The 15296-nt window shown below is 54.9% G+C and carries 15 protein-coding genes and 3 pseudogenes; 7 read left to right on the top strand and 11 right to left on the bottom strand.

Features of this window, described 5'->3' with window-relative positions; genetic code table 11:
• Positions 1 to 124: 124 nt before the first annotated feature.
• Both ACRER8_RS12845 and ACRER8_RS12850 read right to left on the bottom strand, forming a co-directional pair.
• Positions 125 to 244: pseudogene (locus ACRER8_RS12845) on the bottom strand (hypothetical protein); the annotation flags it as partial.
• Positions 231 to 662, bottom strand: coding sequence for a LexA family protein (locus ACRER8_RS12850; protein ID WP_062382965.1), 432 nt, complete (start codon positions 660 to 662; stop codon positions 231 to 233). The gene ACRER8_RS12850 and the pseudogene ACRER8_RS12845, both read right to left, overlap by 14 nt.
• Positions 663 to 758: 96 nt before the next feature.
• On the opposite strand from ACRER8_RS12850, the gene ACRER8_RS12855 reads away from it, so the two are divergent.
• From ACRER8_RS12855 to ACRER8_RS12865, 3 genes are all read left to right on the top strand, one after another.
• Positions 759 to 1478: an SOS response-associated peptidase family protein gene (locus tag ACRER8_RS12855; protein WP_274523307.1), complete on the top strand. Its 720-nt coding sequence runs from the start codon at positions 759 to 761 to the stop codon at positions 1476 to 1478.
• A gap of 104 nt (positions 1479 to 1582) precedes the next feature.
• Positions 1583 to 2404: an HNH endonuclease gene (locus ACRER8_RS12860; RefSeq protein WP_431746646.1), complete on the top strand. Its 822-nt coding sequence runs from the start codon at positions 1583 to 1585 to the stop codon at positions 2402 to 2404.
• On the top strand, positions 2404 to 3102 hold the full coding sequence (locus tag ACRER8_RS12865) for a hypothetical protein (RefSeq protein ID WP_193752086.1): 699 nt from the start codon (positions 2404 to 2406) through the stop codon (positions 3100 to 3102). The genes ACRER8_RS12860 and ACRER8_RS12865 overlap by 1 nt, the downstream gene beginning before the upstream one ends.
• A 368-nt stretch (positions 3103 to 3470) precedes the next feature.
• On the opposite strand, the gene ACRER8_RS12870 is transcribed toward ACRER8_RS12865, so the two are convergent.
• The 6 genes and pseudogenes from ACRER8_RS12870 to ACRER8_RS12895 form a co-directional block, all read right to left on the bottom strand.
• On the bottom strand, positions 3471 to 4331 hold the full coding sequence (locus tag ACRER8_RS12870; RefSeq protein ID WP_062383228.1) for an OST-HTH/LOTUS domain-containing protein: 861 nt from the start codon (positions 4329 to 4331) through the stop codon (positions 3471 to 3473).
• A 172-nt stretch (positions 4332 to 4503) separates the two neighbouring features.
• Positions 4504 to 5006: pseudogene (locus ACRER8_RS12875) on the bottom strand (IS21 family transposase); the annotation flags it as partial.
• 326 nt (positions 5007 to 5332) lie between these two features.
• Positions 5333 to 5620 carry a hypothetical protein gene (locus tag ACRER8_RS12880; protein ID WP_062382990.1) on the bottom strand — a complete coding sequence of 96 codons (288 nt, stop codon included), beginning with the start codon at positions 5618 to 5620 and terminating at the stop codon, positions 5333 to 5335.
• A gap of 57 nt (positions 5621 to 5677) precedes the next feature.
• Entirely contained in the window at positions 5678 to 6061 is a 384-nt protein-coding gene (locus tag ACRER8_RS12885; protein ID WP_062382994.1) for a hypothetical protein, read from the bottom strand.
• A gap of 78 nt (positions 6062 to 6139) precedes the next feature.
• Positions 6140 to 6574, bottom strand: a complete 435-nt coding sequence (locus tag ACRER8_RS12890; RefSeq protein WP_062382996.1) for a hypothetical protein — start codon at positions 6572 to 6574, stop codon at positions 6140 to 6142.
• Between the two features lie 44 nt (positions 6575 to 6618).
• Positions 6619 to 7014, bottom strand: coding sequence for a DUF6957 family protein (locus ACRER8_RS12895; RefSeq protein WP_062382999.1), 396 nt, complete (start codon positions 7012 to 7014; stop codon positions 6619 to 6621).
• Between the two features lie 164 nt (positions 7015 to 7178).
• On the opposite strand from ACRER8_RS12895, the gene ACRER8_RS12900 reads away from it, so the two are divergent.
• Together ACRER8_RS12900 and ACRER8_RS12905 are read left to right on the top strand one after the other, a co-directional pair.
• On the top strand, positions 7179 to 7640 hold the full coding sequence (locus ACRER8_RS12900) for a helix-turn-helix domain-containing protein (protein WP_062383002.1): 462 nt from the start codon (positions 7179 to 7181) through the stop codon (positions 7638 to 7640).
• 121 nt (positions 7641 to 7761) lie between these two features.
• A complete protein-coding gene (locus ACRER8_RS12905) occupies positions 7762 to 8694 on the top strand; it encodes a zinc-binding dehydrogenase (protein WP_162770518.1) in 933 nt (310 codons plus the stop codon).
• Between the two features lie 221 nt (positions 8695 to 8915).
• Here the strand turns inward: ACRER8_RS12905 and recA are convergent, their stop codons facing one another.
• The 3 genes and pseudogenes from recA to ACRER8_RS12920 all read right to left on the bottom strand — a co-directional run bounded on the left by recA (position 8916) and on the right by ACRER8_RS12920 (position 11184).
• Complete coding sequence (recA, locus tag ACRER8_RS12910; protein ID WP_062383007.1) at positions 8916 to 9956, bottom strand: recombinase RecA; 1041 nt, start codon at positions 9954 to 9956, stop codon at positions 8916 to 8918.
• A gap of 105 nt (positions 9957 to 10061) precedes the next feature.
• Positions 10062 to 10580, bottom strand: a pseudogene (locus ACRER8_RS12915) (ATPase domain-containing protein); the annotation flags it as partial.
• A gap of 85 nt (positions 10581 to 10665) precedes the next feature.
• Positions 10666 to 11184, bottom strand: coding sequence for a CinA family protein (locus tag ACRER8_RS12920; protein ID WP_431746647.1), 519 nt, complete (start codon positions 11182 to 11184; stop codon positions 10666 to 10668).
• Positions 11185 to 11685: 501 nt separating this feature from the next.
• On the opposite strand from ACRER8_RS12920, the gene mutS reads away from it, so the two are divergent.
• Positions 11686 to 14253 carry a DNA mismatch repair protein MutS gene (gene mutS, locus ACRER8_RS12925; RefSeq protein WP_431746685.1) on the top strand — a complete coding sequence of 856 codons (2568 nt, stop codon included), beginning with the start codon at positions 11686 to 11688 and terminating at the stop codon, positions 14251 to 14253.
• Between the two features lie 231 nt (positions 14254 to 14484).
• Complete coding sequence (gene fdxA / locus ACRER8_RS12930) at positions 14485 to 14808, top strand: ferredoxin FdxA (RefSeq protein ID WP_431746648.1); 324 nt, start codon at positions 14485 to 14487, stop codon at positions 14806 to 14808.
• Positions 14809 to 15296: the final 488 nt, after the last annotated feature.

Here is a 15296-nt window from a genome sequence, read left to right on the forward strand (position 1 = left end):
CCTCATACCGCTGCCTTAAACCACTACGAATGGATTCCTTCTGAAGGCCGGACAGGTCTGTCCCAGAGCGGCTCAGGAGGTGGCGCGGACTCTACAGGATTTACTAACGGTTTCCACCCCTCAGATCGTTGTTGCTCAAAACGACAATCGGTGTCTTCGCAAGATCAGGCCGAAAGACGCGCTCACAGCTTGCGTAGAAGCTGTTGCAGTCGATCAGCGCGAAGACTGGTTCAGGTTTGGTCATGATCGCGAACGCTATACTTGACCACGCCCCAGATGACGAGCTCGTCTCCTTCCATCACGTGACGCGGTGGATATTTGGGATTCTCGGACATGAGGATCACGGAGTTCTCGCGCATATGGAGCCGCTTACACAACGGCTCGGTGTTCAGCGCCGCGATCACAACGTCGCCATGCTCGGCGTAGAGGCTACGATCCACAATCACCAGATCACCGCTGTAAATCCCAGCCCCTTGCATACTGTCCCCATCAATCTTCACGAGGTACACGTGCGGCGCCCGGATGTCGAACAGCTCGTCGAGCGAGATGTGCTTTTCAATGTGATCTGCTGCAGGGGACGGGAAGCCGGCTGGCACGTGGAACGAGTACATCGGCAGCTTTTCGCCGCCAGTGGCTGCCGAGCCTAGAATGGTGATGCTCATGATGCGCGCCTTGCAATATCAAACTGTATGTATATACAGTTAACGATCTGGATCGCCTGCGGTCAATCTCATAACCAGAAAATTACGACGGGTGACATCACGTTCGGACGGTACTCCCTCTACGAATCGATGGATCACTACCTGAAGGAGCTCGCTCCGAAGCAGCTCGTGATCAACGGTTATGACCTTTGGCCAATCGAGCGGTACAACGTGGCACCGTCCACCCGAGTGGAGATCATCCGCCCGGTTGGCGATGCCCTCAGCGTGGACAAGGTGCGGTGGGGCTGGTCTCCGCTTTGGGCAAAAGGCAAACGTCCAGACCCGATCAATGCGCGCGTCGAGACCGTCATGACCGGCAAATTCTTCAAGCAGCTCTGGCCGAATGGGCGCGTTCTGGCACCGGCAAATGGGTGGTATGAGTGGGTCAAAGACCCAATTGATCCCAAAAAGAAACAGCCGTACTTCATCACGTTGAAAGAGCAGATCTCGATGTTCTTCGCTGGGCTGGCAGAGGTACATAAAGGCCTGGAGCCCGATGATCGAGACGGCTTTGTCATCATCACGGCTGACTCTGATCAAGGGATGGTCGACATCCATGATCGCAAGCCATTGGTGCTGAGCCCAGCGCTCGCGCGGGAGTGGATTGCCCCTGAACCCTTACCGGAGCGTGCAGCGGAGATCGCGGTGCAGGGCTGCCGGCCAACGGAGGATTTTCATTGGTATCAGGTTGGCAAGGATGTGGGCAATGTTCGTAACCAGGGGCCGCAATTGATTGAGGCCCTCGGAGTTACGCACGAGGGCCCAGAGAAACAGTAACCTGCGGTGAAAGGAGGTCTCAGGCTGATCACTGAAACTCACTCGCGACTGTTTTTATCCCTCATAAAACTCGGAACCAACGGCTTCGCATCACGGCGGAGCCGGTGAGCGATGGTTTGCCAATCGAAACGGGTATGTTGTCTGGGAACCAAGGCAGACTGAATCGCCGCTGGTGCACTTATTTAGCACGCATACGCTTCGCCATCTCAAATGCGTTTTATGGTTACATTCGTCATCAGGATGAAACGGCACGTCCGATTTTAGGAAGATATATGTTGAAGGACACAGTTGTTGAGCTCTTTGGTCTGGAGTTTGGTGGGCCAACTCGCGAGACGGTCAAGGTCAAGGCTTTCAAGATCAATGAGATTGAGGCGGTTGTACAGGTCGACCAACCCAATAAGCAGGATGCTTGTTTCGTTTGGCTACCATATCCACCGGAAGGCCAGGAAATCCCTGAGATAGCCTTAGAGTATCCAGGCGAATCAGGGCGACACAGTGGCACCTATGCATCAGCGGGTCTCAAGAAAGGAGAGCCAGCACTTAAGGTAGTCCTCAAAAGCGCAACTGAGGCTGATGACCTGGTGGCGTACATCCGAGCCTTGTCACTAAAACTCATCCTTCCACCCGTGAAGGCGACGGCTCAGAGCAACAACCAGCCTAAAAGCTTCGACGGAAAAGCGTTGGTTCGAGTGGATGCCTCCATCATGCCGATACCGAAGCCCCCTGCGCCCAGGCGCGAGGCAATTCCTCGGGCTGTGCAACGTGAGGTTTGGCAGAGGGATACAGGCATGTGCGTTGAATGTGGTACTAGGCAACTGCTGTGTTTCGATCACATCGTGCCGTTCTCATTAGGAGGTAGCAACACGGTGCGTAATCTCCAATTGCTGTGCGAGCCATGTAACCTTTCTAAGGGAAATCGAATCTGATGACAGGGTTGGAGGACGGCTACGACCCTAGCCAACAAGAGGTTCTTGTTGGGCCAGCCTTTGAGCGGGTTCGACAGTGCCACCCTCTGGCGGATAAAAAGATCATCGGCGAAGGCTCATTCAGCGTCCTCTTTGAGGGCGAAACCCCAAGTTCGATTTATCGCCTGTCGCTGGACAACGCTACCCACGACTTTGCGAGGAGAGCCAAGGAAATGGGCCTGACCGGTGTGGTAGGAATGCTGCAAGACTACGGGGCAGTCGCAATTTATCGAGATGACCAATCTGATCCCGACTATCTCTGGCTGGCTCATTTGGAACGGCTAGCGCCGCTTCTACCGGAATCTGACCAATACCTAGCAATATCTGAAATCGTCGAGCACCTCACCGGAGAGGAGCACGGAGCTTTGGTCACGGACATGGACGAACGGTTGGATATCTTGGAGCTGATTGCGACGCTGCGCCCCTCAGACCACACCAAACACGCCCTGGAGGCGATGCTGGCCCTGCTACCGGACTACGTCGCCAAGACGGATTATGACCTTAGCATTTCCAACTTCATGATCCGGCCAGCAACCGGCGACGTAGTGTTGAGCGACCCCGTAAACGGACTATCAGTCGTGACAGCGGAGCACCATACTTACCTTAAAGGTCAAGCATCGAAGGGAGCCCATTTTAATGACAGTGCGGTTATCCCTTAACACTCATCCGACCGACTGTCGTAGAGAAGATCCCTTCGCCCGAGCCTTGAATGCCGACTCACCTCCGATAAAAACTGACCACTCGATCAAATCATTCGGACAGGGAGATCGGGGAATTGAATACGAGGTCAAGGCATCAGTTGGGGAGTTTGAGGCACGCGCGGTACTGGCATCTAAGCATGGCGCTCAGGGCTAGATTGGAAGGTCGAACAGGTGAGGCGGAATTTCACATCCGCTACTACTCACTGCTAGGCCCGGCAGTTACCTCGGAAGAGGCCCAAAAACAAAGCCGATAAATCGGCCCGCCATAGCAATCGCTGCCGCTGCGGCTGCGGCTGCCCTGGCTCAACCTCTACCTGCTGCGCTGATCAGCAAGCCTTACTGCGATACCACACCACGGTGGGCTGATTATGAGCTCGGGCGTTCCGAATCTCGAATTGTCCGGACTCATGCAGGAGCTGTTTCCAGCTTTTAAAACCGTAGCGCTCAGGTTTCTGTTCCGGGTATGAACGAGCTATCCATCGGATGGCTGCTCCCAGATGAGTCCATCCGTCTTCACCAAGCTTGATTTCGGCCTCGTGCAAACTGCGGCATATCTCACTTTCAGGCCGATTGCCTGTAGCATTTGCCCAAGCGCTTTCAAGGCTATCCTCACAGTCTTGGCTATCTAGCCAGGAGGCCATCGCAGTTTGGGCCTCGGACATGGATTTGGCCCAGTCACGTAGGTTCAGGTAGTGCTGATGGATAGTTTTGTAGCTTTCCTCCAGGTACTCATCCGCCGCCGAACAGCCCACGGCTGACCAGAGATCGAATTGATCGATAAAGTGATGAACCATTGTGTTGCGCAGCGCGACCAGTTCCTTGAGAGCTATCTTCGTAGTGTCGTAGCGCTCCGATGAGATTTCCACCCGAAATCGAAAGCTGACCCAGCTTTGATCAGTTGAATCAGTTCCTGCCTGAGACATTGCTTCCTCAACCATTGGCGAGGTCAGATGGCTTTCGGTCAGCATCTTAACCAGAGTGCCCAAAGTCTGCTGCTGGACACTGCCGATCTTCTGCTCGCGGATAGCATGCATCTGACTCGCGGGGCCACTCAGCTCGCTGTGAGAAACCATTGTTTTCAGCAGCTTTTCGTATTGCTGCAAGTGCAGCAAGCAGCGCCCGAGCTTGCGCTGTACTACCCGCTGAAGGTTAGGTACATCATCTGGAGGATTGGTGCTGATTTCCATGAATAGCGACTCAGACATCAAATGGTGATTGGGAACAATTACCGCCAGTCTGAGTCATTCTGGGTCTTTTAGAAATCTTGGTGATAAGAACCCTAGCCATCCACTTTTGAAAGCTCCCCAAACCGCCCTGCATCGTTCGAAAGTGTCGTGAGTTTTGAACATGAAACCTACAACCCCGGATGGGATAGGCCACCAGCCAAAATGCGCGGCTGGCACAGAGCTTCATGTGGGAGACCTGGATCCGCCTGAACAGCCCACCGATTAGCAGACCTTCTTCACTCCAGTCGAACTGGAAAGCCTCGCCCAACGCGAACGTCAACGGCACAAAGGCTCGCAGGATTTTCCTTGCTCGCCGCGCCACGCGCGGATGAATGCGGTCAGTTGGCTGTAGCCGCCGTCGTAGCCCTCGGCTTTGATCTGCTCGAAGAGAGCCTTGGCGGTTCTGCGGTTGTGTTTGGCCCGAAGCGAATCGGCTTTGAGTGCCTGCTCCAGTATTTCGTGGAAAGGACTGAGCTTGTTGAAAGCGGCTTGCCGCTGGTACACCGGCTGTTTGGTTTCGGGGGCTCTGATCCACTTACGGATGGTGTTCCTGGACAGCCCGGTACGCTTGGCTATTTGGTGAAGCGACAGCTTGTCGCGGAAATACATCCGCCGAATTTTTCCCATCATTTCCATGCTGATCACCTGGTGTTCTCCTGCTCGAAAAGTGAGCAGAAGCAGTTGAACACCTGGGTCAGTTTTCAGTCGGCAGAACAGCCTTTAATGGGTCAGTTTTCGGTCAGCGGCAACACCATAGGGACTTCCAGAACTACTTAGCCGCGCTGTTGATTACGTCCTGCCAACGTAGCCACGTCATGCACTTGAGCAAGCAGAGCGCGCCGGCCATGATGGCCATAGGCGTGAAGATGGAAGCCCGTGAGGGCCGAGACCTGTAGGGGCTCGGTTCACGACAGCTGGCCCTGAAAGGGCACGCCCAACACCGATGAAGGGTGCCCGAGTGGTCAGACTTCCCACGCCTCGTCCGCTTCTTCACGGATATCGACATCACTCAATCCGCCGAGGTAAATCCTCCGGCACGAGAGCTTTTCGATAAGTCCCCGCTCGTACAACTGCTTGGGGATTTCCGACAACACACCACGCAACTCCCAAGGCTTTTTAATACGCGCCACGGCATCCGCAACGATGGCATCAACGTCGATATCCTGCGTGGCAACGAAAGGGCCAGCACGGTCATACCCCTCGAATATTCCCGAAGCAATCGTAATGACCTCACCCTTCCTCACGATCATCGCACCACCTCGATCAAAGTCTGAGACGAACGATCACGTCGGTCAAGTAGATGACTGCTACTGAAAACGACGCGGGGTCGGATGATGCTGACCTCCCGACATTCGGAGATATTCGTGCAAGCTCGCGCGACCAATTCCCTTCTGGAACGTTGCAAGCACATATCGGGAGTTGACTGTAGTCAACACCCAAAACCGGCCTTCCTTCTCGGCTTTGACGACATCAGAAGTACGAATCAGATGCCCATCACCCAAGCGCCCATATTTATCCTTCCGGATGTGGCCGAAGACGATTCCCACCGCAGCGAGAGCGCTGATAAATGCGTCAGTCAGGTAAGCGGTCACAGGCTCCGGAAAACCTTCAAACTCGGCTCGCCTAATCCGGTGAAGCTCAAAGTCAGTGTGGCGTTTGCCGTACAGATCAACTTCAACAATTGCTCTCATGGAAACCTCCAAAAGGGTCTGGTTGTCCGGAGTATCCCAGGCAGGATGCTCCAGTAGCGACAAGCGTCTGGAGCCTCGCTACACCAAGGCGCGATACAGATTTCTGACAACTGTCAGAGAACCGGGATCAAAATCTGGGTCATGTGAGTCGTGATAGGTCGCCCCACCTTCAACTTCAAAAACACACTTTGGGACTTCGTTGGTATCGAACCCCATGATCAGGGATTGAAGCCGCTCCATTCGCCAAGAATTCCCACCGTTGACCCAGCCTGGCGTGACGACTTGTACCTCGGTCACTTTGAACGATTCGTCCTGCAGACTGAGGAGCTGATGAAGCCTCACCGCGTCATTCACGAACTCCTGGACGGAAACAAAACGCTCATCTTCCCAACGTTTCACACTCACGTGATACCAATGGGTCTTGAGAGCTCTGGACACGCCATGCCAATGAGCGAGGCCGTCACCGAACATTCCTGGAAATCCAGCCATCTGGTTTTCTTGCGTGCAAAACATTTGAGGCTTCTCTGTAGCTGGCACCGCCTGGCGATGCACCAAATTCAGTAAAGGGAGTAGATCGCTTTGAGCGATCCAGACTTGCGGTGCCCGGCGCCTTTCAAGACGTAGACGGTATTACGCGTCGTGAACAGAAATCCTTCCTTAAAAGAAATCGCAATGGTCGACCTGACCCACGAACCTAGCTCAAACCTTCTGTTGTCGTCATGGATGACGTTGTGCGCGTACAGGATCATCGGGATACAGCCTGCAGCATGAACCCTCGCTAGCTCATCATCAGTGACCGTCACATCGAAGATGATCCAGTCCTCGACCACACAACAAGGCATGTGCCGATACTGCTGCCTTACGGCCTTGAGTAGGTCTTCGAGAGTCAGGTCTGATCCAGCTGTGACGACTCCTGGATCCCCAAGGAGGTCATGCTCAACCGAGCTGTCCATTGCCTACTCCCGCGCTGTCAATATTTAAGAAATCACCATGGCAGCAAAGGCCGCTACCGCAGCAGGAATGAGGATATCGCGCTAATCCGCCAACTGTACAGATATATCTGTTTGTTTGACGGCGAACAAATCCGGCATATCGTTCTTTTTGATGGAATACCGGAATGTCGCTGCGAAATTGCTACGCGGCAGTGCTTCAGTTGCTCCGCACTGAGCGAGGACTTACCCAAGCCGAAATGTCAGGTGCGGTGAGCCAAACCCACGTGAGTCATTTAGAGCTTGCAAGAGGGTCGGTCACGCTCGATGCCGCGAGCGAGATCGCTGCTGCGTTGAGCGTTCAACCTGCCTCGATGCTTATCCTCGCCTTGGCCTCCCATGAGCGGCGAAGTGCTCGAGAGATGCTCCAAAACTGCCTAACTGAACTGGAAGGGCTAGATCTAGCCGACAGGCAGCTACCTGTCGAACCTAAAGCAATGGAGACGACTGCCACGGTTGAAGCGCGCCGTAAGCGTCTGGCTGTGCAAGATCTCAAGACCAAGGGTTTAACCCAGGCACAAGCCGCAAAGGAATTGGGTATGGCCGAAAGCACGCTGAGACGTCTTTGGCACCAAACCGATCAGGGTTAGTACCTAACTGACAAGACAAGATCATGTGGGCGCGAAGCCCGGAATGCCGTAATAAGGAAGGATGCCGACAGTGCGCGCAATCAGAGTATCTAAGTTTGGGGGGCCAGGCGTCCTTGAGTACGTGAATATCGAAGATCCTGTCGCTGGGCCATACCAGGTGGTCGTTGAGCTAGCGGTGAGCGACATTACTTCCCTTGACGATGTCATCCGTTCTGGAAAGGGGCAAGAACCTCAGTCGCTTCCATACATTCCGGGTTGTGGCGGGGCTGGCGTGGTAATTGCCGTCGGAGAAGAAGTTGATCCCCGCCTACTAGGATCACGTGTGGTGGTAAGGACGACGAGCGGATGCTATGCGGAGAAAGTTGCGTGCAGTTTGGCTGATATCACTCAGATTCCGGATGATCTTGACTTTGTTCAAGCAGCCGCACTGATACATGACGGCGTTGACGCAGCACTGCTCATCGAAGAAGTTGGTGTCCTGGAGGATGATTGGGTTTTGGTAGTCGGCGCAGCCTCAGGTGTTGGTTACATGCTGGCGAGAGCAGCGATGCAAGCCGGGGCTAACGTTGTAGGCGTAGACAAAGGTAGGGAAAAGCTTCGTTTTATGCTTGAAGAGCAAATCGAGCATGTCGTTGATTACTCAGACCCAGATTGGTGTGAAAAGGCTTTAGCTATCACCTCAGATATCGGCTTCATGCTCGTCATGGATGGGATAGGCGGTGAGATCGGAGCGGAAACTCTCGATCTGATAAATAGGTCTGGCGCATACCTAAACTTCTCCCATGAAAGAGCTCCAGGCGAGCCGTCACAGTTTATGTGCTACGAATCGTATGTTGTTCATCACTATCGTCCCTACACCAACCTGATAGAGCGCGGCTCCATCAGCATGGCTATGGCAAAACTCGCTCAAGACAAGTGTGTGCAAATGTATTCTTCGGTCACGGCCACTTACGCGCTTGATGAGGTATGGAGCGCTCACAACAACATGGCCGAGCAGAATGTCGTTGGTAAACATTTATTGCTTATCAACCCTCAGTTGCCTGTACCCGTGTAGGTAGACAAAGAATCTAGCCCAAAGTCAACTGCCTTACGAAGAGCTCTAGGCCTTCGCAAGCGGAGGCTAAAAGTGTTCTGCGCGTGAGACGCTTGAGTAAGCCTAAGGGCTCTACCACGTAATAAAAAAGCCTAGCTTAGACAGCTAGGCTCCTTAGTAAGCTCATTTTCAGAGTACTGGAGAAGAAGAGTCAGCGGCCATCCTTGGCCGCACACTTATCATCACATGTCTTCAGCAGGCTCTTCTTCGATGGCCAGCGGAGCTTCAGCCTTACCTTTAGGCATGAGCTTCTCACGAATCAGGCCTTCAATCTTATCCATGGCTGCTTTATTGTCCATCAGCCACTTCATTGTGTTTGCCTTACCCTGGCCGATCTTGCTTCCTTCAAAAGCGTACCAAGCCCCCGACTTCTCAATAAAATTATGTGCAACAGCGAGGTCTACGATCTCACCAGCCTTGCTAATACCGTGACCGTAGATTATCTGGAACTCTGCTTGTCTGAAAGGCGCAGCAACTTTGTTCTTGACGACTTTGACACGAGTTTCACTTCCGACCACTTCGTCGCCCTCCTTGACCGCACCAATACGACGAATATCAAGGCGAACCGAGGCGTAGAATTTCAGCGCGTTACCACCAGTAGTAGTTTCTGGACTACCGAACATTACACCAATCTTCATACGAATCTGGTTAATGAAGATACACATGGTATTGGAGTTCTTTAAGTTACCCGTAATCTTACGCATCGCCTGACTCATCATCCTGGCGGCAAGACCTACGTGAGAATCACCAATTTCACCTTCGATTTCAGCCTTTGGAACTAACGCTGCAACTGAGTCAACAACAATTAGATTGACCGCACCCGAGCGGGTTAGAATATCTACAATCTCAAGAGCCTGTTCGCCAGTATCAGGCTGAGAGCACAAAAGATCATCAATATTAACACCAAGCTTGGCGGCATAGATTGGATCAAGTGCATGTTCTGCGTCGACGAAGGCGCATGTCAAACCTTGGCGTTGAGCCTCGGCAATAACAGATAGAGTGAGAGTGGTTTTACCGGAAGATTCAGGGCCGTAGATTTCAACAATACGACCACGAGGCAGACCGCCCACCCCAAGTGCAATGTCCAACCCCAGCGATCCAGTGGACACAACATCGATGTCCATCGTTCGGTCACTACCAAGACGCATGATAGCGCCCTTACCAAACTGCTTCTCAATCTGGGACAGAGCTGCCTCTAGTGCTTTGCTTTTTGCCTGATCCATTCTCACCGACCACTCGAATTAATTGTCAATCGAAACTTATTGATTAGCTTAGGGCGTACCCCTACAAGAGGGAAGGGAGACCTCCTAAGTGAACCAAACCTACGCCGCAACCCTCAATACTGCATTCTGCAGGCCGACATGCATGTCGCCCATTTCACCTTCGATTTCAGCCTTTGGCACCAGAGCGGCCACGGAGTCGACCACGATCACGTCAATGGCATTGGAACGCACCAGCATGTCGGTGATTTCCAGAGCCTGTTCACCGGTGTCCGGTTGCGATACCAGCAGGTCATCGACGTTGACGCCCAGTTTGCCGGCGTATTCAGGGTCGAGGGCGTGCTCGGCATCGACGAACGCACAGGTGGCGCCCATCTTTTGAGCTTCAGCGATAACCGAAAGGGTCATGGTAGTTTTACCGGAAGACTCAGGACCGTAGATTTCAACGATCCGACCTTTTGGCAGGCCGCCGATACCCAGAGCGATATCGAGACCCAGAGAGCCGGTGGAGATAGCAGGAATAGCCTGGCGGTCATGGTCACCCATGCGCATCACGGCGCCTTTGCCGAACTGACGCTCGATCTGACCCAAGGCCGCAGCCAAGGCTTTCTTCTTGTTGTCGTCCATTGAAGTCCTCTCGTAATCGGTTAGGCCTAATGGCCGATATAACTGTATAAGTAGACAGTATTATTCCACAGGGCTGCGCGCGCGCCTACCCCTGATTTGGTATTTCTCCGCGCGTGAACCGAATCAGTCCCTCTAGCGCGGCTTTCACCGTTTGTCGGCGTACCGCGTCCCGGTCGCCGGCGAACTGGAAACGCTCGGCAATGAGCTGTTCGGCCGCGCCCCAGCAGATCCATACAGTGCCTACCGGTTTCTCCGCAGAGCCGCCGTCAGGACCGGCCACGCCGCTGACCGCAACCGAGAACCGCGCAGTGCTGTTGGCCTGAGCGCCCCGGGCCATGGCTTCGACCACTTCCCGACTGACGGCGCCAACACGACTGAACAATTGTTCCGGAACATCCAGTTGCTGCGTCTTCTGGCGATTGGAATAGGTGACATAACCGGCTTCGAACCAGGTCGAACTACCGGGGATGCGCGTGATGGCTTCAGCAATGCCGCCACCAGTGCAGGATTCGGCGGTGCTGACCTGCGCCTGTGTTTCCAACAGGCGCTGACCCAAAGTGGCGGCCAGTTGAGTAATGTCATCCACAGAAACTCTCCATGACATGCAAGCGATAGATACACGCTACACGAGCGTAGCGAACGCGCAAGGCAGGACGCGGGGGCATCGCGACCGCGCCTGCGGGGTGACCTATGCGGGCTGCGGTAGCTTGCCGGGCTCCGGTTTCTCTTTAGGACACGGTTTCCTGACCGTTTCGACGATGGTTTCCCGGGGCCGTTTTTTGGCCTCGTCAAGTGTGATGAAGCGCCCGTTGGTTGAATCCCTTCCGCGTTTGCGTCGCATAAATAAAGCTCCTTATTCCAGATTGCTGCCCCGAATCAGGCAGTTGCCCGACATCCTAGCCAGCTAAACGGCCTTTTTGTCGATCTGGAAACGAGCAGTGACGAATAAGCCAAACCTGCGGTCAGCGAACGTGCGTGATAACCTTGCGCCCATCGCAAAAGCAATCGGATTTGACGTCGGCCCACGTAGGTGGTGTTCCACGCGGCACTCTCCATTTGCCCAAATCTCCCAACGAATTTGCCTAAATAACTGATGAATAAAGCAATTTCCGATCTCTCTTCGCACACGCCCATGATGCAACAGTACTGGAAGCTAAAAAACCAGCATCCGGACCAGTTGATGTTCTACCGAATGGGCGACTTCTACGAGATTTTCTACGAAGACGCCAAAAAGGCCGCCAAGCTGTTGGACATCACCCTGACCGCACGCGGCCAGTCGGCGGGGCAGAGCATCCCCATGTGCGGCATCCCCTATCATGCCGCCGAGGGCTACCTGGCCAAGTTGGTGAAGCTGGGTGAGTCGGTGGTGATCTGTGAGCAGATCGGCGATCCGGCTACCAGCAAAGGCCCGGTCGAGCGCCAGGTAGTACGCATCATCACGCCGGGGACTGTGAGTGATGAAGCGCTGCTCGACGAGCGTCGCGACAACCTGATCGCCGCTGTGCTGGGTGATGAACGCCTGTTCGGCCTTGCCGTGCTGGACATTACCAGCGGCAACTTCACCGTTCAGGAGATCAAGGGCTGGGAAGATCTGCTGGCCGAACTCGAGCGCATCAACCCGGTTGAATTGCTGATCCCGGATGACTGGCCTCAAGGTCTGCCCGCCGAGAAGCGCCGTGGTTCGCGCCGTCGCGCGCCTTGGGATTTCGAGCGGGACTCAGCGCACAAAAGTCTGTGTCAGCAGTTTTCGACCCAGGATCTCAAGGGCTTCGGCTGTGAAACCCTGACCCTGGCAATCGGCGCAGCCGGCTGCCTACTGGGCTATGCCAAGGAAACTCAGCGCACCGCCCTGCCTCACTTGCGCAGCCTGCGTCATGAGCGCATGGATGACACGGTGATCCTGGACGGTGCCAGCCGCCGCAATCTGGAGCTGGACACCAATCTGGCAGGAGGTCGTGATAACACCCTGCAATCGGTCATGGACCGTTGCCAGACCGCAATGGCAACCCGCCTGCTGACCCGTTGGTTGAACCGGCCGCTGCGCGATTTGAAAATCCTGCAGGCCCGCCAGGAATCGATTGGCTGTTTCCTTGAGCGCTACCGTTTCGAGAACCTGCAGCCACAGCTCAAGGAAATTGGCGACATCGAGCGGATTCTCGCCCGAATCGGCCTGCGCAACGCTCGCCCAAGGGATCTGGCGCGCCTGCGTGACGCCCTTGGCGCGCTGCCGGAGCTACAACTGGCGCTGGCCGAACTCGAGGCTCCGCATATTCAGCAACTGGCGAAAACGGCCGGTACTTATCCGGAACTCGCCGACCTGCTGCAACGGGCGATCATCGACAACCCGCCTGCGGTCATCCGTGACGGCGGTGTACTGAAGACCGGTTATGACGGCGAGCTGGACGAACTGCTGTCGCTGAGCGAGAACGCCGGCCAGTTCCTGATTGATCTGGAAACCCGCGAGAAGGCCCGTACTGGCCTGGCCAATCTCAAGGTCGGTTACAACCGAGTGCACGGCTACTTCATCGAGCTGCCAAGCAAGCAGGCCGAGCAGGCACCTGCCGACTACATTCGCCGCCAGACGCTCAAGGGTGCCGAGCGCTTCATCACGCCGGAGCTCAAGGAGTTCGAAGACAAGGCGCTGTCGGCGAAGAGCCGCGCCCTGGCTCGGGAAAAAATGCTTTACGAGGCGTTGCTGGAAGACCTCATCGGTCATCTCGCGCCGCTGCAGGACACCGTTGCGGCGCTGGCCGAACTGGACGTGCTGAGTAACCTGGCCGAGCGCGCGCTGAATCTGGACCTGAACCGCCCGCGGTTCACCGATGAGCCTTGCATGCGTATCGAGCAAGGCCGTCACCCGGTGGTCGAACAGGTGCTGACATCGCCCTTCGTGGCCAACGATCTGGATCTGAATGACAACACCCGCATGCTGGTCATTACCGGTCCTAACATGGGCGGTAAATCCACCTACATGCGCCAGACCGCCTTGATCGTGCTGCTGGCGCATATCGGCAGTTTCGTTCCGGCTGCCAGTTGCGAGCTTTCACTGGTCGACCGCATCTTCACCCGCATCGGCTCCAGCGATGATCTGGCAGGCGGACGCTCGACGTTCATGGTCGAAATGAGCGAAACAGCGAACATCCTGCATAACGCTACCGACAAAAGTCTGGTGCTGATGGACGAAGTCGGGCGCGGGACCAGCACCTTCGACGGCCTTTCCCTGGCCTGGGCTGCGGCAGAATGTCTCGCCCAGCTACGCGCCTACACCCTGTTCGCCACCCACTATTTCGAGCTGACCGTATTGCCGGAGAGCGAGCCGTTGGTGGCGAACGTGCACCTCAACGCAACGGAACACAACGAACGTATCGTGTTCCTGCATCGCGTGCTGCCGGGGCCTGCCAGCCAGAGCTATGGGCTGGCCGTGGCCCAGTTGGCGGGGGTTCCAGGCCCGGTGATCACTCGCGCCAAGGAGCACTTGCAGCGCCTTGAAACCACCAGCCTGCCCCACGAGCAACCCAAACCCAAGCCCGGCAAGTCGCCAGCACCACAGCAGGCAGACATGTTCGCGACCCTGCCGCACCCTGTGCTGGAAGAATTGTCGAAGCTGAAGATCGACGACATGACGCCGCGTCAGGCGATCGAATTGTTATATGGACTGCAAAAGCGGATCTAACGGTATTTGCAACAAGCTGTTAGAATCCCGCGCGGTTTGGGAACGGTACGGCCTCTAGCCTGGCTGTATGAGATCCGAGCCGCGTTCGAGCATGGCGAACCAAGCCGCGTCCTCGTGCCTTTGTCGGCTGAGGACTGGACTGACTGTGTTCTGAATGGCCCGGGAACGATCCCAACCGAGCAACCCTGACGTGAAGGGCTCTGCTGCCGCCGCCTGAGGAGAAAATTAGAAATGACCTTCGTCGTCACCGACAACTGCATCAAGTGCAAGTACACCGACTGCGTAGAAGTCTGTCCGGTGGACTGCTTCTACGAAGGCCCGAACTTCCTGGTGATTCACCCGGACGAGTGCATCGACTGCGCGCTTTGCGAGCCTGAGTGCCCTGCCACCGCGATTTTCTCGGAAGACGAGATTCCGGCCGGCATGGAGAATTTCATTGCGCTGAACGCTGAGCTGGCAGACATCTGGCCCAACATCACCGAGCGCAAAGACGCACTGCCTGACGCAGAAGAATGGGATGGCAAGCCTGGCAAGATCGCTGATCTGGAGCGTTAAGCTTCGGCGCGATGACCGAAAACAAAAAGGCCCTTCGGGGCCTTTTTGCATTTTGCAAGATGTAGCCGCGGCCGCTTTCTCGCGAGCAAAAAAAAGGGGCGGTTTTACCCGCCCACATTTTTTCCGTAATCCCTTCAATCCTTTTTCATCATCCTGATGAATCGCATCCTGCGATGTCCTTGAGCAGTCTTCCTTGACCGCCTGTACCGATCCGTTGGTACAGTTCTGATCTTAGTGATTTATCGGCGCAGAGCAAGACCCCGGAGTTTGCTAAAAAATACAGAGACTCATAAGTAAGCTAAAATAAAACCTGATAAATCAACCAGATAAATAATATCGCTCACCTGAGCACGCCTCTCACTGTCAGAAAATAGTGTAATCACTGACAGTCTAGGTAAGAAATGTCTTACAACTAAAGTTAGATATCCCCACGATCACCTCACATATTAAAACCAACATATATGTAGGCTGAAATTAATGACTTCCAC

The sequence above is a fragment of the Pseudomonas sp. genome, assembly GCF_050739935.1.
GTDB lineage: Bacteria > Pseudomonadota > Gammaproteobacteria > Pseudomonadales > Pseudomonadaceae > Aquipseudomonas.

Bases quoted from the DNA above. Each gene is read 5' to 3' on its own strand.
- ACRER8_RS12885 (WP_062382994.1), bottom strand. From the start codon at position 6,061: ATGAGAGCAATTGTTGAAGTTGATCTGTACGGCAAACGCCACACTGAC.
- ACRER8_RS12895 (WP_062382999.1), bottom strand. From the start codon at position 7,014: ATGGACAGCTCGGTTGAGCATGACCTCCTTGGGGATCCAGGAGTCGTC.
- recA (WP_062383007.1), bottom strand. From the start codon at position 9,956: ATGGATCAGGCAAAAAGCAAAGCACTAGAGGCAGCTCTGTCCCAGATT.
- ACRER8_RS12890 (WP_062382996.1), bottom strand. From the start codon at position 6,574: ATGTTTTGCACGCAAGAAAACCAGATGGCTGGATTTCCAGGAATGTTC.
- ACRER8_RS12900 (WP_062383002.1), top strand. From the start codon at position 7,179: ATGTCGCTGCGAAATTGCTACGCGGCAGTGCTTCAGTTGCTCCGCACT.
- fdxA (WP_431746648.1), top strand. From the start codon at position 14,485: ATGACCTTCGTCGTCACCGACAACTGCATCAAGTGCAAGTACACCGAC.
- ACRER8_RS12920 (WP_431746647.1), bottom strand. From the start codon at position 11,184: ATGTCATGGAGAGTTTCTGTGGATGACATTACTCAACTGGCCGCCACT.
- ACRER8_RS12870 (WP_062383228.1), bottom strand. From the start codon at position 4,331: ATGGAAATCAGCACCAATCCTCCAGATGATGTACCTAACCTTCAGCGG.
- ACRER8_RS12850 (WP_062382965.1), bottom strand. From the start codon at position 662: ATGAGCATCACCATTCTAGGCTCGGCAGCCACTGGCGGCGAAAAGCTG.
- ACRER8_RS12865 (WP_193752086.1), top strand. From the start codon at position 2,404: ATGACAGGGTTGGAGGACGGCTACGACCCTAGCCAACAAGAGGTTCTT.
- ACRER8_RS12880 (WP_062382990.1), bottom strand. From the start codon at position 5,620: ATGATCGTGAGGAAGGGTGAGGTCATTACGATTGCTTCGGGAATATTC.